Annotated in this window: 20 protein-coding genes; 5 read left to right on the top strand and 15 right to left on the bottom strand. The window is 68.9% G+C overall.

Annotation, left to right across the window (positions count from 1 at the left end; translation table 11 throughout):
- Window positions 1-104 precede the first annotated feature (104 nt).
- Entirely contained in the window at window positions 105-1,466 is a 1,362-nt protein-coding gene (pafA, locus tag OG472_RS12125) for a Pup--protein ligase (protein WP_030016332.1), read from the bottom strand.
- Between the two features lie 138 nt (window positions 1,467-1,604).
- The gene (locus tag OG472_RS12130) at window positions 1,605-2,867 is read right to left on the bottom strand and encodes an MFS transporter (RefSeq protein ID WP_405829411.1); all 1,263 of its coding nucleotides are present in this window, start codon (window positions 2,865-2,867) and stop codon (window positions 1,605-1,607) included.
- A 135-nt stretch (window positions 2,868-3,002) separates the two neighbouring features.
- Between OG472_RS12130 and OG472_RS12135 the strand changes: the two genes are divergently transcribed.
- Entirely contained in the window at window positions 3,003-4,001 is a 999-nt protein-coding gene (locus tag OG472_RS12135; protein WP_401609168.1) for a LacI family DNA-binding transcriptional regulator, read from the top strand.
- Window positions 4,002-4,072: 71 nt separating this feature from the next.
- On the opposite strand, the gene prcA is transcribed toward OG472_RS12135, so the two are convergent.
- From prcA to OG472_RS12150, 3 genes are read right to left on the bottom strand one after another with little or no spacing between them, the layout of a single operon-like run.
- Entirely contained in the window at window positions 4,073-4,837 is a 765-nt protein-coding gene (prcA, locus tag OG472_RS12140) for a proteasome subunit alpha (RefSeq protein ID WP_362134771.1), read from the bottom strand.
- 46 nt (window positions 4,838-4,883) lie between these two features.
- Window positions 4,884-5,723, bottom strand: a complete 840-nt coding sequence (prcB, locus tag OG472_RS12145) for a proteasome subunit beta (RefSeq protein ID WP_319730030.1) — start codon at window positions 5,721-5,723, stop codon at window positions 4,884-4,886.
- Window positions 5,675-5,908, bottom strand: a complete 234-nt coding sequence (locus tag OG472_RS12150; protein ID WP_405834844.1) for an endonuclease VII domain-containing protein — start codon at window positions 5,906-5,908, stop codon at window positions 5,675-5,677. The genes prcB and OG472_RS12150 overlap by 49 nt, the downstream gene beginning before the upstream one ends.
- On the opposite strand from OG472_RS12150, the gene OG472_RS12155 reads away from it, so the two are divergent.
- Complete coding sequence (locus OG472_RS12155) at window positions 5,837-6,016, top strand: hypothetical protein (protein ID WP_405943261.1); 180 nt, start codon at window positions 5,837-5,839, stop codon at window positions 6,014-6,016. The genes OG472_RS12150 and OG472_RS12155 overlap by 72 nt on opposite strands.
- 281 nt (window positions 6,017-6,297) lie before the next feature.
- Here the strand turns inward: OG472_RS12155 and OG472_RS12160 are convergent, their stop codons facing one another.
- The 3 genes from OG472_RS12160 to arc form a co-directional block, all read right to left on the bottom strand.
- Window positions 6,298-6,510, bottom strand: a complete 213-nt coding sequence (locus OG472_RS12160) for a ubiquitin-like protein Pup (protein ID WP_030016348.1) — start codon at window positions 6,508-6,510, stop codon at window positions 6,298-6,300.
- 184 nt (window positions 6,511-6,694) lie between these two features.
- Window positions 6,695-8,206, bottom strand: a complete 1,512-nt coding sequence (gene dop, locus OG472_RS12165) for a depupylase/deamidase Dop (protein ID WP_401609163.1) — start codon at window positions 8,204-8,206, stop codon at window positions 6,695-6,697.
- Between the two features lie 262 nt (window positions 8,207-8,468).
- Window positions 8,469-10,235: a proteasome ATPase gene (gene arc, locus OG472_RS12170; RefSeq protein ID WP_319730019.1), complete on the bottom strand. Its 1,767-nt coding sequence runs from the start codon at window positions 10,233-10,235 to the stop codon at window positions 8,469-8,471.
- Window positions 10,236-10,499: 264 nt separating this feature from the next.
- On the opposite strand from arc, the gene OG472_RS12175 reads away from it, so the two are divergent.
- Complete coding sequence (locus OG472_RS12175; RefSeq protein ID WP_365483834.1) at window positions 10,500-10,820, top strand: ferredoxin; 321 nt, start codon at window positions 10,500-10,502, stop codon at window positions 10,818-10,820.
- 4 nt (window positions 10,821-10,824) lie between these two features.
- Here OG472_RS12175 and OG472_RS12180 read toward each other — a convergent pair whose 3' ends face one another.
- The 3 genes from OG472_RS12180 to OG472_RS12190 all read right to left on the bottom strand — a co-directional run bounded on the left by OG472_RS12180 (window position 10,825) and on the right by OG472_RS12190 (window position 13,696).
- Entirely contained in the window at window positions 10,825-11,367 is a 543-nt protein-coding gene (locus tag OG472_RS12180; protein ID WP_405834846.1) for a hypothetical protein, read from the bottom strand.
- 280 nt (window positions 11,368-11,647) lie between these two features.
- Window positions 11,648-12,544, bottom strand: coding sequence for a tRNA (adenine-N1)-methyltransferase (locus OG472_RS12185; protein WP_053785960.1), 897 nt, complete (start codon window positions 12,542-12,544; stop codon window positions 11,648-11,650).
- An 18-nt stretch (window positions 12,545-12,562) separates the two neighbouring features.
- Window positions 12,563-13,696, bottom strand: a complete 1,134-nt coding sequence (locus OG472_RS12190) for a site-2 protease family protein (protein WP_401609688.1) — start codon at window positions 13,694-13,696, stop codon at window positions 12,563-12,565.
- A 234-nt stretch (window positions 13,697-13,930) separates the two neighbouring features.
- On the opposite strand from OG472_RS12190, the gene OG472_RS12195 reads away from it, so the two are divergent.
- Window positions 13,931-14,854 carry a RecB family exonuclease gene (locus OG472_RS12195; protein ID WP_405941403.1) on the top strand — a complete coding sequence of 308 codons (924 nt, stop codon included), beginning with the start codon at window positions 13,931-13,933 and terminating at the stop codon, window positions 14,852-14,854.
- A 64-nt stretch (window positions 14,855-14,918) separates the two neighbouring features.
- Window positions 14,919-15,590: a response regulator transcription factor gene (locus tag OG472_RS12200; protein WP_030722859.1), complete on the top strand. Its 672-nt coding sequence runs from the start codon at window positions 14,919-14,921 to the stop codon at window positions 15,588-15,590.
- Between the two features lie 75 nt (window positions 15,591-15,665).
- Here OG472_RS12200 and OG472_RS12205 read toward each other — a convergent pair whose 3' ends face one another.
- The 4 genes from OG472_RS12205 to metH all read right to left on the bottom strand — a co-directional run bounded on the left by OG472_RS12205 (window position 15,666) and on the right by metH (window position 23,817).
- Window positions 15,666-17,249: an ABC transporter substrate-binding protein gene (locus OG472_RS12205; RefSeq protein WP_401609159.1), complete on the bottom strand. Its 1,584-nt coding sequence runs from the start codon at window positions 17,247-17,249 to the stop codon at window positions 15,666-15,668.
- 70 nt (window positions 17,250-17,319) lie between these two features.
- Window positions 17,320-18,924 (bottom strand): ABC transporter substrate-binding protein, encoded by a 1,605-nt coding sequence (locus OG472_RS12210; protein WP_401609158.1) that lies wholly within the window; start codon window positions 18,922-18,924, stop codon window positions 17,320-17,322.
- A gap of 567 nt (window positions 18,925-19,491) precedes the next feature.
- A complete protein-coding gene (locus OG472_RS12215) occupies window positions 19,492-20,193 on the bottom strand; it encodes an HAD family hydrolase (protein ID WP_401609156.1) in 702 nt (233 codons plus the stop codon).
- A gap of 111 nt (window positions 20,194-20,304) precedes the next feature.
- Complete coding sequence (gene metH / locus OG472_RS12220; RefSeq protein ID WP_405829419.1) at window positions 20,305-23,817, bottom strand: methionine synthase; 3,513 nt, start codon at window positions 23,815-23,817, stop codon at window positions 20,305-20,307.
- Window positions 23,818-23,911 lie beyond the last annotated feature (94 nt).

Consider the following 23,911-nt stretch of genomic DNA (forward strand, 5'->3'; position numbering starts at 1 on the left):
ATCTCAGACGGCAAGGCGGTCGCCCGCCACTCTAAGCCGTGCACAGGGCCCCGTACGAGAGACGTACGGGGCCCCGGTAAGGAGTGCGATGTCACATTGCGGTCCTACATGCCGGCGATCAGCTTCTCCACCCGGTCGTCCACCGACCGGAACGGGTCCTTGCACAGCACCGTCCGCTGCGCCTGGTCATTGAGCTTCAGGTGCACCCAGTCCACCGTGAAGTCCCGCCGCTGCTCCTGCGCCCGCCGGATGAAGTCCCCGCGCAGCCGCGCCCGCGTCGTCTGCGGGGGCACCGACTTGCCCTCGAAGATCTTGAGGTCGTTGCAGATCCGCGCCGCCTGCCCCTTGCGCTCCAGCAGGTAGTACAGCCCGCGCCGACGGTGGATGTCGTGATACGCCAGGTCTATCTGAGCCACCCGCGGATTCGACATGGTCATGTTGTGCTTGGCCCGGTACCGCTCGATCAGCTGGTACTTCATGACCCAGTCGATCTCGGTCCCGATCCGGTCCAGATCCTCCGCGTCGATCGCGTCCAGCGTGCGGCCCCACAGCTCCAGCACCTGGTCCACCACACCGGTACGGATGCCCCGGCGCTCGGCGAAGTCCACGGCCTTGTCGTAGTACTCCCGCTGGATCTCCAGCGCCGAGGCCTCCCGGCCGCTCGCCAGGCGCACCTTGCGCTGACCCGTGATGTCGTGGCTGACCTCGCGGATCGCCCGGATCGGGTTCTCCAGGGTCAGGTCCCGCATCACCGTGCCCGCCTCGATCATGCGCAGCACCAGGTCGGTGGCCCCGACCTTGAGCAGCATGGTCGTCTCGGACATGTTCGAGTCACCCACGATGACGTGCAGCCGGCGGTAGCGCTCGGCATCCGCGTGCGGCTCGTCCCTGGTGTTGATGATCGGCCGCGAACGGGTCGTGGCGGAACTGACGCCCTCCCAGATGTGCTCGGCCCGCTGGCTCACGCAGTAGACCGCGCCCCGGGGCGTCTGCAGCACCTTGCCGGCGCCGCAGATCAGCTGCCGCGTGACAAGGAACGGAATGAGAATGTCCGCCAGGCGGGAGAATTCCCCGTGCCGGGCCACCAGGTAGTTCTCGTGGCAGCCGTACGAGTTGCCCGCCGAGTCGGTGTTGTTCTTGAAGAGATAGACGTCGCCCGCGATTCCCTCCTCGTGCAGGCGGCGTTCGGCGTCGACGAGCAGTCCTTCGAGAATGCGCTCGCCTGCTTTGTCGTGGGTGACCAGTTCGGTCACGTTGTCGCATTCGGGAGTTGCATATTCCGGATGCGAACCCACATCGAGGTACAGGCGGGCGCCGTTCCGCAGGAAGACATTGCTGCTGCGGCCCCATGACACAACACGGCGGAAGAGGTAGCGCGCCACTTCGTCAGGAGACAGTCGGCGCTGTCCCCTGAACGTGCACGTGACGCCGTACTCGTTCTCCAGCCCGAAAATGCGGCGGTCCATGACTGAACATTACGCCTTCTGCCCTCTTCTGAAACCGGGTTCGGGAGCGCCATTTCGATCAGTCCCCCTCGGCGGCCCCGCCGACACGGCGTCAAACAGGCTCCGCACCGGCCCGCCGACCGGTGCGGCGCCCCCGGATCACCCCGCCGACGAGGCCTCCGACGCCACCTCGCGCGCCACACCCGACACCCCGTCAGACGAACCCGCCACCGCACGGCTCGGCCCCGCAGTTGCCATCACCCGCTGAGTGACCATCAGCACCAGCAGCGCAGCGGCACCCGCCACGGACGCCACCCCGAAGCTCGCCGCCGTACCGCCCAGCTCCACCGCCGGCCCCGCCACCGCCGTACCGATCGCCGCACCCACCCCGAAGAAGGTCACCAGCCACGAGAACGCCTCCGTCACCGTGCCCGCCGGAGCATGCCGGTCCACCACGATGAACGCACACGCCAGCGCAGGCGCCAGGAACACTCCCGACAGCGCCGCCAGAGCCGTCATCGCCACCGGCCCCGGAGTCAGCATCAGCGGCAGATAGCCCAGCGCCAGCAGCGCCACCAGCATCCGCAGCCGGCGCTCCGGCGCACCCGCCCACTGACGCGCCCCGTACGTCACCCCGCCGATCAGCGCACCCAGCCCGAGCGCCGCCATCAGCCACCCGTACACCGCCTGGTTCCCGTGATCGTCCGCGTACGCCACGCCCGCCACCGTGATCGAACCCAGCGCCATCCCCACGAAGAAGAACGCACCCAGCAGCGCCAGCAGCCCCCGCGAACGCAGCGCACCCAGCCAGTGGGCCTCCCGCGGCGCCGAACGCCACCTGCGCGAAGGCTCGCTCACCACCACCGACAGCGCACCCAGCACCCCGATCGCATTGAGCGCCAGCAGCGCCCCGGCCGGCGACCACAGCGCCACGAACAGCGTCACCAGCAGCGGACCGACCGTGAACATGACCTCCTGGGCCACCGCGTCCATCGCGTACGCCGCGTGCACCTTCTCCTCGCGGCCCCCCAGCACGCCCGGCCACAGCGCCCGCAGCCCGCCCTCCAGGGGCGGCGTGAAGAGCCCCGCGACGACCACCGCGCCGTACGCGGCCACCGCCGACCCCGTGCCCGCCAGCGCCAGCCATACCACGCCCAGCGCCGAGACCATCGCGGCCGGCAGTTGCACCCTCGGCTGCCCGAACAGGTCCACCGCCCGGCCCAGCAACGGCTGGCCCACCGCGTTGGCCAGCCCGTACACGGCCGCCAGCGCCCCCGCGAGGCTGTAGCTACCGCCCTCCGCACGCGTGAACAGCACGATCGCGATCGGCGCCGTCGCGTTCGGCAGCCGCCCTATGAGCGTGCCCACCAGCAGCCTCGCGGCGTGCCGGGTCCGCAGCAGCTCCGCGTATCCCGCGGCCATGTCCGCCCCCTTCTGCCCGGATCCCGCCGGGGTAATACGTATAACGTGACCCGTCATACGTACCATGGCCGCAGTCCACGGGTCCACCCCACGGACCCCCACACCACCCCCGACCTCGCACTTCAGGAGCCACCTGTGACGAGACCCACCAGCCGCGACGTGGCCACCGCCGCCGGGGTCTCCCAGGCCACCGTCTCCCTCGTCCTCGGCGACAAATGGCCCGGCCGCGTCTCCGAACGCACCGCCACCCTCGTCCGCGAAACCGCCACCCGCCTCGGCTACCGCCCCAACCTCGCCGCCCGCAACCTCCGCCTCGGCTCCACCCGCACCGCCCTCCTCGTCGTCCCCGCCCTCACCAACGAATTCTTCGCCCGCGTCTACACCGGCGCCGCCCGCATCGCCGCCGAACACGGCTTCGGCGTCGTCCTCTACCCCTCCCCCGACGGCACCGGCCCCGCCCGCGACCCCTTCGCCTCCGCCCGCGCCGCCCTCGACGGAGTCATCGCCTCCTCCATGGCCGCCGACGCCCTCCACGCCATCGGCGGCGACACCCTCCCCCTCGTCATGCTCGACAGCGACCCCGCCGCCGGCACCGCCGCCGCCCACGTCAACCTCGCCATGGCCGACGGCATGCGCCAGATCACCGAACACCTCCTCACCCTCGGCCACCGCCGCTTCCTCCACCTCGCCTCCGCCGTCGACTCCTGGACCTTCGACACCCGCGCCGAAGCCCTGGCCGCCCTCCTGGGCCCCGGAACCGAACTGCGCACCGTCCGGTCCCCCCTCACCGTCGACGGCGCCCGCACGGCCATGGAAACCGCCCTCGCCACCCCCCGGAACAGGCCCACCGCCATCGTCTGCGACGACGACATCCTCGCCGCCGGCGCCTGCAAAGCCGCCCGCCGCCTCGGCCTGCGCATCCCCGAGGACCTCTCCGTCACCGGCTTCGACGACCTCGCACTCGCCACCGCCGTCGAACCCGAACTCACCACCGTCCACCTCCCCGCCGAACGCGTCGGCGAACAGGGCATGACCGCCCTCCTCGCCGTCCTCGAAGGCACCCCCTGGACCGCCCCCGACATCCCCGTCCGCCTCGTCGTACGCGACTCCTCCGGCCCCGCCCCCACCCCCTGACCGGACAGGCCCCGGACACGACGAAGCCCCGGCCCACCGAAACGGTGAACCGGGGCCCTCGCACCACCGGACTACTCGGCGTCGTCCTCCGGCGCCTCGTCGTTCGACACGGCATCCGCCTGCGCGGCCGCCGGCACATCCGCCTCCAGCAACCGCGCCAGCTGCCGGCCCCGGATCCGCTTGAACTTGCGCTGCTGCGCCCGCGTACGGTCCAGCACCGCCACCTCCAGCCGCTCGGCCGGAATCGCCTTGTCCGCACCGTTCGCCTGGCTGGACAGTGCCTGCACCGCCAGCTTCAACGCCTCGGACAGGGTCATCCCGTCCTGGTGACGCTGATCGAGGAAGGTACTGATCTGCTCGGCGTTGCCACCGACCGCGACCGAACCGTGCTCGTCCACGATCGACCCGTCGTGCGGCAGCCGGTAGATCTGGTCCCCCGCCGCCGTCGCACCGACCTCGGCGACGACCAGCTCCACCTCGTACGGCTTCTCACCCGCACTGGAGAAGATCGTGCCGAGCGTCTGCGCGTACACGTTCGCCAGCCCACGGGCCGTCACATCGTCACGGTCATAGGTGTACCCGCGCAGATCCGCGTACCGCACACCACCGATCCGCAGGTTCTCGTACTCGTTGTACTTGCCGGCGGCCGCGAAGCCGATCCGGTCGTAGATCTCGCTGAACTTGTGCAGCGCACGGGACGGGTTCTCGCCGACGAACACGATGCCGTCGGCGTACTGCAGCACGACAAGGCTGCGACCGCGGGCGATGCCCTTCCGGGCGTATTCCGCCCGGTCGGCCATGGCCTGCTGGGGTGACACATAGAACGGAGTCGACACCGGCTTTCCGTCCCTTTCTTCTGGGCTCCTGAGGGGCGACGGATGGTCAGAGCAGGGCGGCGCGGGGGCCGTCGGGCTGCTCCAGACGACGGTTGGTGACCGTACGGGCGAGTTCCTGCGACTCTGCGTCCGTCAGCCTGCGGAATCCCTCGTCGGTGATGACGGTGACGATCGGATAGATGTGGCGGTACAGGTCCGGCCCACCGGTCGCCGAGTCGTCGTCGGCGGCGTCGTACAGCGCCTGCACGACCAGCGTGGTGGCCTGCTCCTCCGTCAGATCGGGGCGGAAGAGCTTCTTCATCGAGCCCCGGGCGAAGATCGAACCCGATCCGGTGGCGGCGAAGCCGTGCTCCTCGGAGCGGCCGCCGGTCACGTCGTAGGAGAAGATCCGGCCCTTCTCCTTGGCCTCGTCGTACCCCGCGAACAGCGGCACGACGGCCAGCCCCTGCATCGCCATGCCCAGATTGCTCCGGATCATGGTGGACAGCCGGTTGGCCTTGCCCTCCAGGGAGAGGGTCGTCCCCTCCACCTTCTCGAAGTGCTCCAGCTCCAGCTGGAACAGCTTCACCATCTCCACGGCCAGACCGGCCGTACCGGCGATGCCGACGGCGGAGTACTCGTCCGCCGGGAACACCTTCTCGATGTCCCGCTGCGCGATCATGTTCCCCATGGTCGCCCGCCGGTCACCGGCGAGGACGACCCCGCCGGGGAAGGTGGCGGCCACGATGGTCGTCCCGTGCGGCGCCTCGACCACGCCCTCCGGCAGCCGGCGGTTGCCGGGCAGCATCTCGGGCGAGTGCGCGCCCAGGAAGTCCATGAAGGACGACGACCCCGGCGTCAGGAAGGCTGCCGGTAGACGCCCTGTGCTACGAGTGTTGGGTTCCACAGGTTTCCTTCCACGTAAGCGGCTGCACGCCTCATGACGTCCGGCCGATCCTTGAACTGCCCCAGGGCTGCGTTACAGCTGAAGCACAGTACGCCTCGGACCTTACCCGTCTGATGATCGTGATCAACGTGCTCTGCCAGACCTTCCTGGCAGATCGCGCAGACCTCGCCTTGAGCGGCGATCAATTCGTCCCGATCGGCCTCGGTCATGCCGTAGGAGCGCTTGAGATGACCCGCCCGGCGTTCGACCGCTCGGCATGCTTTGCAACGCGTCGCGAGGCCACCGGAGGCTGACCTGTTCCGGTGCCACTCGGAGTGCGGCTTCTCCTCACCGCACCCGAGACAAAACTTGCGACCTTCAGGGGCGCTGGGCCTAGGTAGCCTGCCCATCGTCTGCTCGCGCTTTCGGTGGGACTCGTCACCGCAAACGCGGCAGTGCCTTTGCAGTCCATCGAGGTTGGCTCGCTCAGAGGCAACCTCCCGATGCGACTTCTCCTCGCCGCACCGGGAGCACCGCTTCACCAGCTCCAGCGCCACCGCCGCCCATTCACCTTCGAATCGAAGGTGAATCCGGTCTACTGGCCACCCTTTTGCACGAAGGAGCGCACGAAATCCTCGGCGTTCTCTTCGAGCACATCATCGATTTCGTCAAGTACGGAGTCGACGTCGTCGGAGAGCTTTTCCTGGCGCTCCTTGAGGTCGGTCGATTCTTCGACCGCAGCCTCCTCGACCTCCTCGGTCGAGCGCGTCGCCTTCTGCTGTCCGCCGCCGGTGTCCTTGGTCGCCATGTCTACCTCACCCCGCTCGGTTCGCACGCTCACGTCGAGAGACCCCGGGATTCGGGATCTCTCAAGATCAGACCCTATGCCGGACCCTACTAGGAGGGTCCGACATTCGTCCCCGCACTTTCACAACGTCCGGTTCTCCTCATGATTCCCGGACCGGGGCCTTTTCAGGCCCCCACGGCACCGCTCACTGCCCCGAAAGCACCCGCACCAGGTCCTCCGCCGTGCGGCAGCGGTCCAGGAGCTCCTTGACGTGGTTCCGGGTCCCCCGCAGGGGCTCCAGCGTCGGGACCCGCTGGAGCGAGTCCCGGCCGGGAAGGTCGAAGATCACCGAGTCCCAGGAGGCCGCGGCCACGTCGTCCGCGTACTGCTCCAGGCAGCGGCCTCGGAAGTAGGCCCGGGTGTCCTCCGGGGGCTTGCTCTGGGCCCGCTCGACGGCCGGCTCCTCCACCAGCCGCTTCATCTTGCCCCGGGCCACCAGACGGTTGTAGAGGCCCTTCTCGGGCCGTACGTCCGAGTACTGGAGGTCGACCAGGTGCAGCCGCGCCGCGTCCCAGCCCAGCCCGTCCCGGCGCCGGTAGCCCTCCAGGATCTCCCGCTTGGCGATCCAGTCCAGCTCCCCCGACAGGCTCATCGGGTCGCTCTCCAGCCGGCCCAGCACGTCCTCCCAGCGGACCAGCACATCCATGGTCTGCTCGTCCGCGTCGGAGCCGAAACGCTCCTCCACGTACTTGCGGGCCAGCTCGAAGTACTCCATCTGCAGTTGCACCGCGGTGAGCGTCCGGCCGCTGCGCAGCGTGATGAGGTGCTTCAGGTCGGGGTCGTGGGAGACCTGGTGGAGGGTGCGTACGGGCTGGTCGACGGCGAGGTCGACGTTGATGAACCCGTCTTCGATCATGGACAGGACAAGTGCGGTCGTGCCGAGTTTCAGGTACGTGGAGATCTCGGAGAGGTTCGCGTCGCCGATGATCACGTGCAGCCGTCGGTACTTCTCGGCGTCGGAGTGCGGCTCGTCCCGGGTGTTGATGATGGGCCGCTTCAGGGTGGTCTCCAGGCCGACCTCGACCTCGAAGTAGTCCGCGCGCTGGCTGATCTGGAAGCCGTGTTCGCGGCCGTCCTGGCCGATGCCGACGCGGCCGGCGCCGGTCACGACCTGCCGGGAGACGAAGAAGGGGGTCAGGTGGCGCACGATCTCCGAGAAGGGGGTCTCCCGCTTCATCAGGTAGTTCTCGTGCGTGCCGTAGGAGGCGCCCTTGTTGTCGGTGTTGTTCTTGTAGAGGTGGATCGGCTGGGCTCCGGGCAGCTGGGCGGCCCGTACGGCGGCCTCGGCCATGATCCGCTCGCCGGCCTTGTCCCAGAGGACGGCGTCGAGCGGGTTGGTGATCTCCGGGGAGCTGTACTCGGGGTGTGCGTGGTCGACGTAGAGCCGTGCGCCGTTGGTGAGGATGACGTTGGCTAGGCCGATGTCCTCGTCGGTGAGCTGGCTGTTGTCGGCGGCCTCGCGGGCGAGGTCGAAGCCGCGGGCGTCCCGCAGCGGATTCTCCTCCTCGAAGTCCCAGCGGGCGCGTCGCGCCCGGTGCATCGCCGCCGCGTAGGCGTTGACGATCTGGGACGAGGTGAGCATGGCATTGGCGTTCGGGTGCCCCGGGACGGAGATCCCGTACTCCGTCTCGATCCCCATTACTCGCCGTACGGTCATGCGGCCCTCCTTGCCCGGCGGCGCTCCCCTTCGGGAGCGGCGCTCAAGTACCGCTGGTGCTCCGGTGCGTGTGCCTGTGCGGTGCCCGTCCCCGCACTGCGCGTCCGGCGGTACGGAAGAGCCTAGAACCACTGCGCGCTCGTGGGGAGATCATTTCCGTCATTGAATCCGCCCTTTCACCGGCTGAAAAACGGCCGGTAAAGCGGTCGGGTAAAGCAGTCGGCTGCGGATGCCCGGGGAGGGCATCCGCAGCCGCTCCGCGTCAGAGGTACTGACCGGTGTTCGCCACCGTGTCGATGGAGCGTCCGGTGTCCGCGCCTTGCTTTCCGGTGACGAGGGTGCGGATGAATACGATCCGCTCTCCCTTCTTTCCGGAGATTCGGGCCCAGTCGTCCGGGTTGGTGGTGTTGGGCAGGTCCTCGTTCTCCTTGAACTCGTCCACGCACGCCTGGAGGAGGTGGGAGACCCGGAGGCCCTTCTGGTTGTGCTCGAGGAAGGCCTTGATCGCCATCTTCTTCGCACGGTCCACGATGTTCTGGATCATCGCGCCCGAGTTGAAGTCCTTGAAGTAGAGGACTTCCTTGTCGCCGTTGGCGTACGTGACCTCGAGGAAGCGGTTTTCCTCGGTTTCGGCGTACATCTGCTCGACGACGGTCTGGATCATGCTGTGGACGGTGCCGTCCTTGGAGCCCTGGTGTTCGGACAGGTCGTCCGTGTGCAGGGGCAGGGAGGCCTTGAGGTACTTCGCGAAGATGTCCTTCGCGGCCTCGGCGTCCGGGCGCTCGATCTTGATCTTCACGTCGAGGCGGCCGGGGCGCAGGATGGCCGGGTCGATCATGTCCTCGCGGTTGGAGGCGCCGATGACGATGACGTTCTCCAGGCCTTCCACGCCGTCGATCTCGGCGAGCAGCTGGGGGACGATGGTGTTCTCCACGTCCGAGCTGACTCCGGATCCGCGGGTGCGGAAGAGGGATTCCATCTCGTCGAAGAAGACGATGACGGGGGTGCCCTCGCTCGCCTTCTCCCGGGCACGCTGGAAGACGAGGCGGATGTGCCGCTCGGTCTCGCCGACGTACTTGTTGAGGAGTTCGGGGCCCTTGATGTTCAGGAAGTAGGACTTCCCGGCGGGCTGGCCGGTCACCTCGGCGACCTTCTTGGCAAGGGAGTTGGCGACGGCCTTGGCGATGAGCGTCTTGCCGCAGCCGGGCGGGCCGTAGAGCAGGATGCCCTTGGGCGGGCGCAGTTCGTGTTCCTTGAAGAGGTCCGGGTAGAGGTACGGGAGCTCGACCGCGTCGCGGATCAGCTCGATCTGGTCGCCCAGGCCGCCGATCTTGTCGTAGTCGATGTCGGGGACCTCTTCGAGGACGAGTTCTTCGACCTCGCTCTTGGGGACGACCTCGTAGACGTAGCCGGAGCGGGGTTCGAGCAGGAGGGCGTCGCCGGGGCGGATGGTGATGTCCAGGAGCGGCTCGGCGAGCCTCACCACCCTCTCCTCGTCGGTGTGCCCGACGACCAGGGCGCGCTCGCCGTCCTCGAGGATCTCCTTGAGGGTGACGATGTCCCCGGCCCGCTCGAATTCCATGGCCTCGACCACGTTGAGGGCCTCGTTGAGCATGACCTCCTGGCCGCGCCGGAGGTCTTCCGGGTCGACGCTGGGGCTGACGTTCACGCGGAGCTTTCGGCCTCCGGTGAAGATGTCGACGGTGCCGTCCTCGTTGGCTTGCAGGAAGACACCGAAACCGGCCGGCGGCTGTGCGAGCCGGTCGACTTCTTCCTTGAGGGCCACGATCTGGTCCCGGGCCTCACGGAGGGTATTCGCGAGTCGTTCGTTCTGTGCGGAGACGCCGGCAAGATTTGTCTGCAGCTCGACGATCCGCTCTTCGAGAATCCTCGTGTGTCGCGGAGAGTCGGCGAGCTTGCGTCGCAGGACGGCGATTTCCTGCTCGAGATAGGCAACCTGGCCGGCGGGGTCCTCAGACCCTCGCCCGGGCCGGATGCCGCGGTTGATGTCGTCGTCGTGGGCTGCCACGGTCCTCACCTCCTCCAAGGGGAGCTGGACGCTTCCTGACCCTACCTGGGCTGGTGGTGATTGAAACCCCTAGATCACAAAGACGGTAGAGGTGTGTCCGATCTTCACCCTTGCGTACTCCCTCACGCCAAGGAAATACCCACCCATCAAACTCGGGAAGCGGCCGGTTGTAAGGTCGAACTGTTCAACACCCGTCAGGGCTCGCGCGACTTGCTGCGGGTTGTGACCGGGATGGATCACTCAGCGCAGGGAACGGCAGGAGATATGACCGTGCAGCACGAGGCTCCGACGGGCGCGGCCGGTGAGGCCGGCGAGCCGCTTGAGGTCTGGATCGACCAGGACCTCTGCACCGGGGACGGCATCTGCGCGCAGTACGCGCCCGAGGTGTTCGAGCTGGACATTGATGGTCTGGCGTACGTGAAGAGCCCCGAGGACGAGCTGCTGCAGGAGGCGGGGGCGACCACTCCGGTTCCGCTGACGCTGCTCCAGGACGTGGTGGACTCGGCGAAGGAATGCCCGGGGGACTGTATTCACGTAAGGCGCGTTTCGGACAGGGTGGAAGTCTTCGGTCCTGACGCGGAGTGACGCTTCAAACACTTCTGGCGGCTGAGTCCGTCAGCTCCTGGCGGAATTTTCCGTCGCTCCAGCGCCACTTGGCGAGCTGCTTCTTGTCAGGGCAGCAGCGCGGCACCTCGGGTGCGGAGTAGCCGAGGAGGCTCGCGGTGACGGCGCGGTCGCCCACGGTGAGTTCCGTGACGGTCTGGCGTTGTCCGGCCTCGAGGAGGGTGGCGACGACGCGGGGGCGGGCGCCTTCGCTGCGGTCCTGGACGAGGACGTAGATCGCATGGGGCGGGGTGCCCGATCCGGCTTCGCAGCGGACGGCGGCCACGGTCTCGGGGCGGCCGTCGCCGTCGAGGTCGCCCTGGGCGGTGGCCGTGACGGCCTGCGGGGCGCCCTTGCAGTCCAGGGGGTAGGTGACGGCTGCGGCGTCGGGAGCGGCGGCCTGGGGGCCGTTCGCGGTGGGGTCCGGCGTGGTGGCGGGGGTGCCGGTGGCCGGCTGTACGAGTCCCGCGGTGGCTATCACGGCGGCCATGGCGGTGGCCGTGGCGAGCCAGTGGAGGGGCCTGGCCATGCTGTGCGCCAGGGTGTCCGGGGTCGGCGTCAGCTCGGCGGGGCTGTGCAGCACGCGGGGTGTCTCCTGTGCGAAGGGTGACGGGGAGCCAGCATCGTGCCATACCTCACACGGAGGTGGAACGGCCGGGTCCGGTCCCGTTGGATCCGGGGCGGTGTGAGCGCGCGCGGGCCGGACCGGGCGGGGTCGGCACGGGGACAACGAAAAGGCGCTGTGGTGCAGTTCCCGTTCGGCCGGGGGAACTGCGCCACAGCGCCTTCGTGTTGGGTCGGCGGTACGGTTACGCGGAGCGGTCGCTGCCGGGTCCGTCGTAGTCCTCGCCGTAGGCGCCCTTGGCGGGGCGGCGGCGGCGCATGGGGGGCTCGACGCCGTCCGCGAGGCGGCGGGCGGTGACGAGGAAGCCGGTGTGGCCGATCATGCGGTGGTCCGGGCGGACGGCCAGGCCTTCGACGTGCCAGTTGCGGATCATCGATTCCCAGGGCTGCGGCTCGGCGAAGCAGCCGATCTCGCGGATGGATTCGACGGTCTTGGACAGCTGGGTGGTGGTGGCCACGTAGCAGCAGAGGATGCCGCCGGGGACGAGGGCCTTCTTGACCGCGTCCAGGCACTCCCAGGGGGCGAGCATGTCGAGGATGACGCGGTCGACGTCGGTCTCGTCCAGGTTGTCCTGGAGGTCGCCCACGGTCAGCTTCCACGCGGGGTGGGGGCCGCCGAAGTAGCGCTCGACGTTGGCGGTGGCGATCTCGGCGAAGTCCGCGCGGCGCTCGTAGCTGTGGAGCATGCCCTGGTCGCCGATGGCGCGCAGCAGGAAGCTGCTCAGGGAGCCGGAGCCGACACCTGCTTCCACGACGCGGGCGCCGGGGAAGATGTCGGCGAAGGCCAGGATCTGGCCGGCGTCCTTCGGGTAGACCACGGCGGCGCCGCGGGGCATGGACAGGACATAGTCGGGGAGCAGGGGACGCAGCGCGAGGTAGGCGACGTTGCCCGTGGTACGGACAACACTGCCCTCGGGGGCACCGATCAGCTCGTCGTGGGGGAAGGAACCCTTGTGGGTGTGGAAATTCTTCCCGGCTTCGAGCGTGAACGTGTAGTGGCGGCCCTTGGGGTCGGTGAGCTGAACCTGGTCCCCGACCTCGAAGGGCCCGCGTCGGCGGGCGGCACCGGTCGGTTCGGACATGTGACCAGTGTATTGGCTTCAGGACTGGGGCCGTGCCATGGCCTTCACGAAGGCCTTTTCGACGTCGAGGGTGGACAGGACGCCGTAGATGGCGCCGCCGGTTTCGAGGACGAGGTACTCGGTGGCGGGGGTGGCGCGGAGGCGGTCGAGGAGTTCTTCGCCGGTGAGTTCCGCGGAAACCTTCATGCCGTCGGTGAGGTCCTGGGCGAGGGTGCTGACGGCGACCCAGGGGCGGCGGTGTTCGGGGACGGAGGCGATGGCGCTCTCGCGGACGATGGCGGTGGGGTCGCCGTGGCCGTCGACGACGACGAGGGCGCGTGCTCCTGCTTCGTTGGCGCGGCGCAGGGCTTCGGAGAGGGGGGTGGCGTTCTCGACGGGGATGGCGCGGCGGGTGAGGGTGCGGGCGCGTAGTTCGGGGAGGTGTTCGCGCAGGCGGGCCATGCGCAGGCTGTTGCCGGCTCCGGTCCAGATGATGGCGGCGAGGATGGCGGCGAGCAGGGCGTCCATGACGGTGTTCATGCCGCCGATCTCCTGGGTGCGGTTGCCGAGGAGTCCGGTGTGGGTGAGCAGGGGCAGGCCGAGGAGGACGGCGATGGCGAGGCCGCGGCCGACCCAGGCGGCGGCGACGGTGCCGGTCATGGGTTTTCCGGTGATGCCCCAGATGACGGCGCGGAGCATGCGGCCGCCGTCGAGGGGGAGGCCGGGGAGCAGGTTGAAGGCGGCGACGAGGAGGTTGGAGATCATCAGGCCGGCGAGGAGGACGCCGGGGACGCTCGCCGGGTCGACGGCTTTCATGCCGAGGTAGAAGGCTCCGGAGAGGAGGAGGGAGAGGAGGGGGCCGACGAAGGCGAGGACGAATTCGCGGCCGGGGGTCTCGGATTCCTTTTCGATCTCGGAGACTCCGCCGAAGAACTGGAGCTGGATGCGGCGCACGGGGAGTTTGAAGCGGAGGGCGGCGACGGTGTGTGCGAGCTCGTGGACCAGGACGGAGGCGTAGAAGGCGACGGCGAAGAAGAGGGAGACGAGGTAGCGGACGGGTCCGAGGTCGGGCAGGACGCGGTCGAGCTGGTCGCCGAAGACCCAGGTGATGAGGGCGGCGACGAGGAACCAGCTGGGGGAGACGTAGACGGGCACGCCGAAGGGGCGGCCCATGAGGATTCCGCCGCCCGGTCCGGAGCGCCGGCCCGCGCGCTCGCCGGTTTCGTCGGTGTCTGCCACGGCTGTCCTTCGTTCCTCGGGGTCCCCCGGACGGAGTCCCGGGGATCGGTGTTTCCAGTGTGGTCCGCAGTGCGTAAGCGGGCTGTGATGCTCCGATCATGCAGTGCGAGGGGCTCTGGCGTCGATGGTATGCGCGTGCTGTCGGTGGCGGGTCGTAGGGTTTTGTCCATGACGACGAGCCCCGGTGCTGTGCCAGGCGCAGCCGATGCCGCGACACCGAGCGCTGTGGCGCCCGCTTCGCTCTCCCCTTCGCGGGCGAGCGATTTCATGCAGTGCCCGCTGTTGTACCGGTTCCGGGTGATCGACAAGTTGCCGGAGAAGCCCAGTGCGGCGGCTACCCGCGGGACGCTGGTGCATGCGGTGCTGGAGCGGCTTTTCGATCATCCGGCGGTGGAGCGGACGGCTCCGCGGGCGAAGGCGTTGGTGCCGGGGCAGTGGGAGCGGTTGCTGGAGGCGAAGCCGGAGCTGCTGACGGAGCTGTTCCCGGAGGGTGACGAGGGGGCGGGGCTGGCGCGGTGGCTGACGGAGGCGGAGGCGCTGGTCGAGCGCTGGTTCACGCTGGAGGATCCGACGCGGCTGGAGCCGGTGGAGCGGGAGTTCTTCGTGGAGACGGAGCTGGAGTCGGGGCTCCGGTTGCGGGGGATCATCGACCGGGTGGACGTGGCGCCGACGGGTGAGGTGCGGATCGTCGACTACAAGACGGGCAAGGCGCCGCGGCCGGAGTATGCCGAGGGTGCGTTGTTCCAGATGAAGTTCTACGCGCTGGTGGTGTGGCGGCTGAAGCAGGTGGTGCCGCGGCGGCTGCAGCTGGTGTATCTGGGCAGTGGGGACGTGTTGACGTACGACCCGGTGGTGGCGGACCTGGAGCGGGTGGAGCGGAAGCTGCTCGCGTTGTGGGAGGCGATCCGGGAGGCGACGGAGTCGGGTGAGTGGCGGCCGCGGCCGACGAAGCTGTGCGGCTGGTGTGATCATCAGGCGGTGTGTCCGGAGTTCGGGGGGACTCCCCCGCCGTATCCGCTGGTGATCTCGCCCGGCTACCGGCGGGAGGTGCCTGCGGCGCGGCCGGGGTCGGACCGCCCGGCGGAATCATGATCGTCGGATCAGGGCAGAATGGACGGGCCCGCCGTAGCCGTCCGACGAATACGAGGTAGACCCCGTGGCCATCCGCGTCCTGCTGGTCGATGACCAGCCACTTCTGCGCACCGGCTTCCGGATGATCCTGGAGGCCGAGGAGGACCTGGCGGTGGTCGGTGAGGCCGGGGACGGTCTGCAGGCGCTGGACCAGGTGCGGGCGTTGCAGCCCGATGTGGTGCTGATGGACATCCGGATGCCGCGGATGGACGGGGTGGAGGCGACCCGGCAGATCACCGGTCCGGGCCGGGACGGGCCGGCGAAGGTGCTGGTGCTGACCACGTTCGATCTGGACGAGTACGTGGTGGAGGCGCTGCGGGCGGGCGCGAGCGGGTTCCTGTTGAAGGATGCGCCAGCCGCGGAGCTGGTGCAGGCGATCCGGGTGGTGGCGGGTGGTGAGGCGATGCTCGCGCCGAGCATCACGCGGCGGCTGCTGGACAAGTACGCGGGGCATCTGCCGTCGGGTGAGGAGAGCGTCCCGGACACGCTGGGGACGCTGACCGAGCGCGAGGTCGAGGTGCTGAAGCTGGTGGCCCGGGGGCTGTCGAACGCGGAGATCGCGGCGGACCTGTTCGTGAGCGAGACGACGGTCAAGACGCATGTGGGGCACGTGCTGACGAAGCTGGGGCTGCGTGACCGGGTCCAGGCGGCCGTGTACGCGTACGAGAGCGGTCTGGTGCGTCCCGGCGCCCAGTAGGGGTGGTCGGGTGCGCGAACGGGCCGGCAGCCGCGTGGTGCGGCTGCCGGCCCGTTGTGCGTGGCCCGGTCGGGGTCAGCCCTTGCTGATCTCCCAGAAGCGGAAGACGGTCGAGGCGTCGAGGGACCACTGGAGGCCGCTGACGTTCTGGCGGGTGACGGCGTACTGCTTGCCCTGCCAGAGCGGGAGGAGCGGGAGCTCGTCGGCGACGATGTCCTGGAGGCGGTTGTAGTCCGTGTTGGCCGCGGTGCGGTCGGACTTCGCGGAGGTCGACGGGATGATCGTCCCGGTGATCTCCTTGTTGTCGTAGTTGTTGTTCAGCACGTTGTCCGGGCCGAAGAACGGCTGCGTGAAGTTGTCGGCGTCCGGGTAGTCGGGCACCCAGCCCTTCACGTACACGCCGTACTTGCCGGCCTGGATGTCCTTCTCGTACTGCTCGTACTCGACGGACTTGACGTCGGCGTCGAAGAGGCCGCTCTCGTTGAGCTGCTTGGCGATGACCTCGAACTGCTGGTCCGTGGAGGGGCCGTAGCGGGACGGGGTGGAGTACAGGGTCAGCTTGACCTTGCCGTTGATGCCGGCCGCCTTGAGGACGGCCTTGGCCTTGTCGGGCTGCGGGGAGCCGCCGTAGCGGTCGAAGAACGGGGTGGTGTGGCCGGCGATGCCGGTCGGCACGATGGAGTAGAGCGCGGTGGCGGTGCCCGCGTACACGTCCCGGACGAGGGCTTCGCGGTCCACGAGGTAGGCGATGGCCTTGCGGACGGGCAGCTTGCCGACGACGGGGTCGTTGACGTTGAAGACCATGTGCTCGACTTCGGCGCCGGTGCCCTGGACGACGTCGACCTTGTTGTCGCCGGTCTTGGTCGAGGCGAGGGCGGCGATGTCCTTGGCGGCGAGGCCGCGGAACGCGAAGTCCACGTCCCCGCTCTCCAGGACCTTCTTGAGGCCGCTCTGGTCGCCGTTGAAGAACTTCAGGGTGACGCCGGTGTTCTTGGCCTTGGCCTTGCCGGTGTAGGAGTCGTTGACCGAGAAGGTGGCGCTCTTGTCGGTGAACGAGTCGAGCTTGTAGACGCCGGAGCCGACGGCCTTGTTGTCCGTGCGCAGCTTGTCCGCCGGGTACTCGCTGTGGTCGACGATGGAGCCCGCACCGGAAGCGATCTTGCTGGGGAAGGTCGCGTCGGAGTTCTTGAGGCGGAAGACGACGGTCTTGTCGTCGGGGGCGTCGATGCCGGCGATCGACGAGAGCATCACGGCCGGGCCGTTCTCGTCGTTGATCTTCAGCGTGCGCTCGAAGGAGAACTTGACGTCCTTCGAGGTGAGGCTGTGGCCGTTGCTGAACTTCAGGCCGGCCCGCAGGGTGCACTTGTAGAGCTTGCTGTCCGCGCCCTCGAAGCCGCAGGTCTGCGCGGCGTCGGGCTCGGGGGTGGTACCGCCCTTGGGGAAGCTCAGCAGCGACTGGAAGACGTTGTTGAAGAGCAGCCAGGAGCCCGGGTCGTAGCCCGAGGCCGGGTCGGTGGACTTCACCTTGTCGGATATGCCCATGACCACGCCCTTGCCGCTGCCGGCATTGGAGCCATCGGTCGAACCGCAACCGCTGAGCAGCGCGGCGGCGGTGGCTGCGCCGAGCGGAGCCGCCAGCCACTGGTTACGTCGATTCACGCGAACGTCCTTCACAGTCGAACTGTTTCGTTGCCCGGCTCGCGACACCCGCTGCCGGTCGTTGCCTTGCTCAGCCGCTTACGCCGCGGCCGAGCTCCCACAGCTGGAGGTCGGAGATGGCGTTGACCGACCACTCCACTCCGGTGATCCCGTCGCGTGCGGCGACGTACTGCTTGCCCTGCCACAGGGGCAGGACGGGCACGTCCTCGGCGACGATGTCCTGCATCTCCGTGATCGCGGGGACGGCGACGCCTCGGTCGGCGGCGCGCCGCGATTCGGGGATGAGCCTGTTGCGCACCGTGTTGTTGGCGTACGGCGTGCCCAGGAAGTTGTCCTGCTCCAGGAACGGGGCGAGGAAGTTGTCGGCGTCCGCGTAGTCGGGGAACCAGCCGAGCCCGTAGGCGGCGTGGTCGCCCTTCTTCTGTGCGGGACGGAATTCGGCCCACTCGCTGCCCTGGACGGTGATGTCGAAGAGCTGGGTGGAGTTGAGCTGGGCCTTGAGGGCCTCGAACTCGGCGGCCGTGCCGTCGCCGTAGTGGTCGTTGGTGTAGTGCAGGGTCAGCTTGACCGGGGTCTTGATCCCGGCGTCCTTCAGCAGTGCGGCGGCCTTGGCCGTGTTGGCCTCGCCGTACTTGTTGTAGAAGGAGTTGACGTGGCCGGTCACGGTGGTGGGGACCAGCGAGTAGAGCGGCTGCGCGGACTTGCCGTAGACCTTGGAGACCAGTGCGCCGCGGTCGACGGCGGCGGCGAGGGCCTGGCGCACGGCCTTGTCCTTGACGACCGGCGCCTCGGTGTTGAAGCCGAGGTAGCGGATCTCCAGGCCGGGCATGGGGACGAGCTTGACGCCCTTGGGCGGCTGGGCGGAGAACTCGGTGATCTGGGCGGGCGACAGGGTGCGGGAGACCATGTGGATCTTCCCGGCGGTGAGTGCCTTGCCCATGGCCGGGGAGTCGGGGAAGGTGCGCAGTTCGACCTTGTCGTTCTGCAGCTTGATGTCGCCCTTGTAGTGCGGGTTCTTGCTGAAGACGGCGCGGACGAGCCGGTTGTCCTTGACTTCGGCCTTCATCGTGTACGGGCCGGAGCCGTCCACGGAGAAGCCCTCGCGGAGCTTCTTGGCGTCGTAGTTCTTCTCGCTGACGATGCCGGCGGCGGGGGTGGAGAGCTTGTACGGGAAGGTCGCGTCCGGGGTCTTCAGGTGGAAGACGACCGTGTCGGCGCCCTTGACCTCGACGTTGTCGAGGGTGGAGAGCAGCGAGGAGGGGCCGTTCTCGTCCTTGATGGCGAGGACGCGGTCGATGGAGAACTTGACGTCCTTGGCGGTGAGCGGGTCACCGCTGGCGAACTTGAGGCCGGGGCGCAGGGTGCAGCGGTAGCTCTCGTTGCCGGCGTCGGTGAAGCGGCAGGCGGAGGCGGCTTCGCCGACGGGCTGGCCGCCGCCGCGCGGGGTGTGCATCAGCGTCTGGACGGTCTGGCGCAGGACGTTCCAGGCTCCGGCGTCGTAGGCGTAGGCCGGGTCGAAGGGGGCGGGAGCGAAGTCTGCGGCTTCGAACCGGTCGGTGGTCCCGACGACGATCGCTCCGGAGCCTGCTCCTCCGCCGCTCGCGCTGCCGCATGCGGCGAGCACGGGGGTGAGCAGTCCGGCCGCGGCCGTCAGCACCATGGTCTTGCGGTTCATGCTGGAAGTACTCCCTGTAACCGGCACTTGGTCAAAGCGGCGTAGAGGGCACTTCGCGGCTCGCCCGTTCAGGGCGGAACGATCGGGCCGGTGGTGTGACGATCGGTCCACGCGGTCCCGGCACAGGGGTGTGCGTCCGGGACGGCAGAGGTGCGGCGTAGTGCCCGCGTTGACAGTAGTGGTCCGGGACGGGATGGCTGGAACTGGCCGGACTTGGGGTGTAATCGCACCGTGATGGGAGCGAACTGCCTGTTCATGCGCAGGGGTGCGCAGATTCGGTCAGTGACTGATCAATCCGGACACAAGGGAAGGCAAAGGGGCCCCCGGACAGGCCCATGAGGGGTTTGGCGCGTGACCAAGCTCACTCTGAGCGACCGCCCCGGAGAGGGATGGAATTTCAGCCTCCGGGGCCCGCGACGGAAGATCCTTCCGTTGGACCTCCATCCCGCAGGCGTTCCGTTCGGTACGGAGCGTGCTCAGGATGTGTCGGTCCGTGTCGGCACCCGCGCGTGCGTGCCGAGGTTGCCGTGGGTAACCGGGGGGCGGCGGCGGTGCGGGGGTGCCCGCTCAGTTCATCGGGGCGATGAGGGAGCGCAGGAACGCCAGGTCCACGTCCTCCAGCGAGCGCACGACCGTACGCCCCGGAGCCGGTTCGATCACGCCCACCGAGGGGATCGCCACGACCCGGCAGCCGGCGGCCTCGGCGGCCGCCACCCCGGTGTTCGTGTCCTCGATGACCGCGCAGCGCGAGGGGTGTGCGCCCAGCGTCCGCGCCGCGAGCAGGTACGGGTCCGGGTGCGGCTTGGTACGGGCGACCTCGTCCCCGGCGACCGTCATCGTGAAGCGGTCGCGGCCGAGGGTGAGCAGGACCTGGTCGATGACCCGGCGGTGCGAGGCGGAGACGAGGGCGGTGGGCACGTTGTGCCGGGCCAGCTCCGTGAGCAGCCGCTCGGCGCCGGGCATCAGCGGCACCCGGTCGGCGATGCGGGCCGCGAAGCGCTCGTTGAGCAGGACGCTCAGCTCGGCGAGGCCGATGGCGGCGCCGGTGGCCTCGATCAGGAAGGCCGCGCTGCGGCTCATCGGGCCGCCGACGACCACGTCGCGCCAGGACTCCTCGAGCCGGTGGCCCAGCTCCTGGAAGATCTCCGCCTCGATCTCCCACCAGAAGCCCTCGGTGTCGACCAGGGTGCCGTCCATGTCGAGGAGCACCGCCTGCAGGGCCGAGCCGTCGGCCGTGCGGGCGACGGGGGCGGGAATGGTGCTCGTCATGCGCGGACCTCTCAGAAGGGACGAGAAGGCCGGTCACCTCTTCCCGCGGGGCATTCCCCTGGGAACAGGCGACCGGCCTGTATGGGACCGACAAGTGTACGTCGGTTGACCTCAGCGTGCGTTGAAATACTTCGCTTCGGGGTGGTGAATCACGATCGCGTCGGTGGACTGCTCCGGGTGGAGCTGGAACTCCTCCGACAGGTGGACGCCGATCCGCTCCGGCTGGAGGAGGTCGGCGATCTTCGCGCGGTCCTCCAGGTCGGGGCAGGCCCCGTAGCCGAGGGAGAACCGGGCGCCGCGGTACTTGAGGTCGAACATGTCCTCGACCTGGGCCGGGTCCTCGCCGCCGAAGCCGAGCTCTGCGCGGACGCGGGCGTGCCAGTACTCGGCCATGGCCTCGGCGAGCTGGACGGACAGGCCGTGCAGCTCCAGGTACTCGCGGTAGGAGTCGGACTCGAAGAGCTTGGCCGTGGCCTCGCCGATCCTCGAACCGACCGTGACCACCTGGAGGCCGACCACGTCGGTCTCGCCGGACTCCTCCGGGCGGAAGAAGTCCGCCAGGCACAGGCGGCGGCCGCGGCGCTGGCGCGGGAAGGTGAAGCGGGTCCGCTCGTTGCCCGCCTCGTCCAGGATGATCAGGTCCTCGCCCTTGGACACGCAGGGGAAGTACCCGTAGACGACCGCGGCCTCGAGGAGGTTCTCGGTGTGCAGCTTGTCCAGGAGGCCGCGCAGGCGCGGACGGCCCTCGCTCTCGACGAGCTCCTCGTACGTGGCCCCGCCCGCGCGGGCCTGCTTGAGGCCCCACTGGCCCTTGAAGAGGGCGCCCTCGTCCAGCCAGGAGGCGTAGTCCTTGAGGGGGATTCCCTTGACGACGCGGGTGCCCCAGAACGGCGGGGTGGGGACGGGGTTGTCGACGGACACGTCGGAGCGGCCGCCCTGCTCCTCGGGCTCCTCCGCCTGCGGCAGCGGGGTGTCCCTCTTGGCGACGCGGCGCTGCTTGAGTTCGGGGAGGGAGGCGCCGGGAACACCGCGCTTGACGGCGATCAGGGCGTCCATCAGGCGCAGGCCCTCGAAGGCGTCGCGGGCGTAGCGGACTTCGCCCTCGTAGATCTCGTGGAGGTCCTGTTCGACGTAGGCGCGGGTCAGGGCGGCGCCGCCGAGGATGACCGGGTAGTCGGCGGCCAGCTTGCGCTGGTTGAGCTCCTCCAGGTTCTCCTTCATGATCACGGTCGACTTCACCAGCAGACCGGACATGCCGATCACGTCGGCCTTGTGCTCCTGCGCCGCCTCCAGGATCGCCGAGACGGGCTGCTTGATGCCGATGTTGACGACGTTGTAGCCGTTGTTGGTGAGGATGATGTCGACGAGGTTCTTGCCGATGTCGTGGACGTCGCCGCGGACCGTGGCCAGCACGATCGTGCCCTTGCCCTCGTCGTCGGTCTTCTCCATGTGCGGCTCGAGGTAGGCCACGGCCGTCTTCATGACCTCCGCGGACTGCAGCACGAAGGGGAGCTGCATCTGGCCGGAGCCGAACAGCTCGCCGACGACCTTCATGCCCTCCAGCAGCGTGTCGTTGACGATGTCCAGGGCCGGGCGGGTCTGCAGGGCCTCGTCCAGGTCGGCCTCCAGGCCGTTCTTCTCGCCGTCGATGATCCGGCGCTGCAGTCGCTCGTCCAGCGGCAGGGCGAGGAGTTCCTCGGCGCGGCCGGCCTTGAGCGACTTGGTGTTGACGCCCTCGAAGAGGGCCATCAGCTTCTGCAGCGGGTCGTAGTCGCCCTCGCGCCGGTCGTAGATCAGGTCGAGGGCAGTGGTGACCTGCTCCTCGTCGAACCGGGCGATCGGCAGGATCTTGGAGGCGTGGACGATGGCGGAGTCCAGGCCTGCCTTGACGCACTCGTCGAGGAAGACCGAGTTCAGCAGGACGCGGGCGGCCGGGTTGAGGCCGAAGGAGATGTTGGACAGGCCGAGGGTGGTCTGGACGTCCGGGTGGAGCCGCTTGAGCTCGCGGATCGCCTCGATCGTGGCGATGCCGTCCTTGCGGGACTCTTCCTGGCCGGTGCAGATCGTGAAGGTGAGCGTGTCGATGAGGATGTCCGACTCGCGGATCCCCCAGTTGCCCGTCAGGTCGTCGATGAGGCGTTCGGCGATGGCGACCTTGTGCTCGACGGTGCGGGCCTGGCCCTCTTCGTCGATGGTCAGCGCGATCAGCGCGGCGCCGTGCTCCTGGGCCAGCCGGGTGACCTTCGCGAAGCGGGACTCGGGGCCGTCGCCGTCCTCGTAGTTCACCGAGTTGATGACCGCACGCCCGCCCAGCTTCTCCAGACCCGCCCGGATGACCGGGACCTCGGTCGAGTCCAGCACGATGGGCAGCGTCGAGGCCGTCGCGAAGCGGCCGGCCAGCTCCTCCATGTCGGCGACGCCGTCACGGCCCACGTAGTCCACGCAGAGGTCGAGCATGTGCGCGCCCTCACGGATCTGGTCGCGCGCCATCTCCACGCAGTCGTCCCAGCGGGCCTCCAGCATGGCCTCACGGAACTTCTTGGAGCCGTTGGCGTTGGTGCGCTCACCGATCGCCATGTACGAGGTGTCCTGGCGGAAGGGCACGGTCTGGTAGAGCGAGGCGGCGCCGGGCTCGGGCTGGGGGGTGCGCTCGGTGATGGCCGTGCCGCGGACCCGCTCGACGACCTGGCGCAGGTGCTCGGGGGTCGTGCCGCAGCAGCCGCCGACCAGGGAGAGCCCGTACTCGCGGACGAAGGTCTCCTGGGCGTCGGCCAGCTCGGGGGCGCTGAGCGGGTAGTGCGCGCCGTCCTTGGTCAGGACGGGCAGGCCGGCGTTGGGCATGCAGGACAGCGGGATGCGGGCGTTGCGCGCGAGGTAGCGCAGGTGCTCGCTCATCTCGGCGGGGCCGGTGGCGCAGTTCAGGCCGATCATGTCGATGCCCAGCGGCTCCAGCGCGGTCAGGGCCGCGCCGATCTCCGAGCCGAGGAGCATGGTGCCGGTGGTCTCGACGGTGACGGAGCAGATCAGCGGCACGGTGACGCCGAGGGCTTCCATGGCCCGGCGGGCGCCGATGATCGAGGACTTCGTCTGCAGGAGGTCCTGGGTGGTCTCGACGAGCAGCGCGTCGGCGCCGCCGGAGAGCAGGCCCTCGGCGTTGACCTGGTAGGCGTCGCGGATCTGGGCGTAGGTGATGTGGCCGAGCGTGGGGAGCTTGGTGCCGGGGCCCATGGAGCCGAGGACCCAGCGCTGCTGGCCGGTGGAGGCGGTGAACTCGTCGGCGACTTCGCGGGCGATGCGCGCGCCGGCCTCCGACAGCTCGAAATTGCGTTCGGCGATGTCGTACTCGGCGAGCGCCGCGTAGTTCGTGCCGAAGGTGTTGGTCTCGACGCAGTCCACGCCCACCGAGAAGTACGCCTCGTGGACGGAGCGCACGATGTCGGGGCGGGTGATGTTGAGGACCTCGTTGCAGCCTTCGAGCTGCTGGAAGTCCTCCATCGTGGGGTCCTGCGCTTGGAGCATCGTTCCCATGGCTCCGTCGGCGACGACCACGCGGGTCGCGAGCGCCTCCCGGAGGGCATCGGCCCGGGTCTGGGTGTCAGCGGGCAGGTTGGGCAACGAAGCCATGGTTGTGCTCCCTGGGTTGCGACGGCTGTCGGCTTTGCACCCCTTCTGTGTCAAGGGTGCACGTCGCCAGCGTAACCGCGAGGTACCGGCCCCG

The sequence above is a fragment of the Streptomyces sp. NBC_00207 genome (assembly GCF_045160965.1).
Taxonomy (GTDB): domain Bacteria; phylum Actinomycetota; class Actinomycetes; order Streptomycetales; family Streptomycetaceae; genus Streptomyces.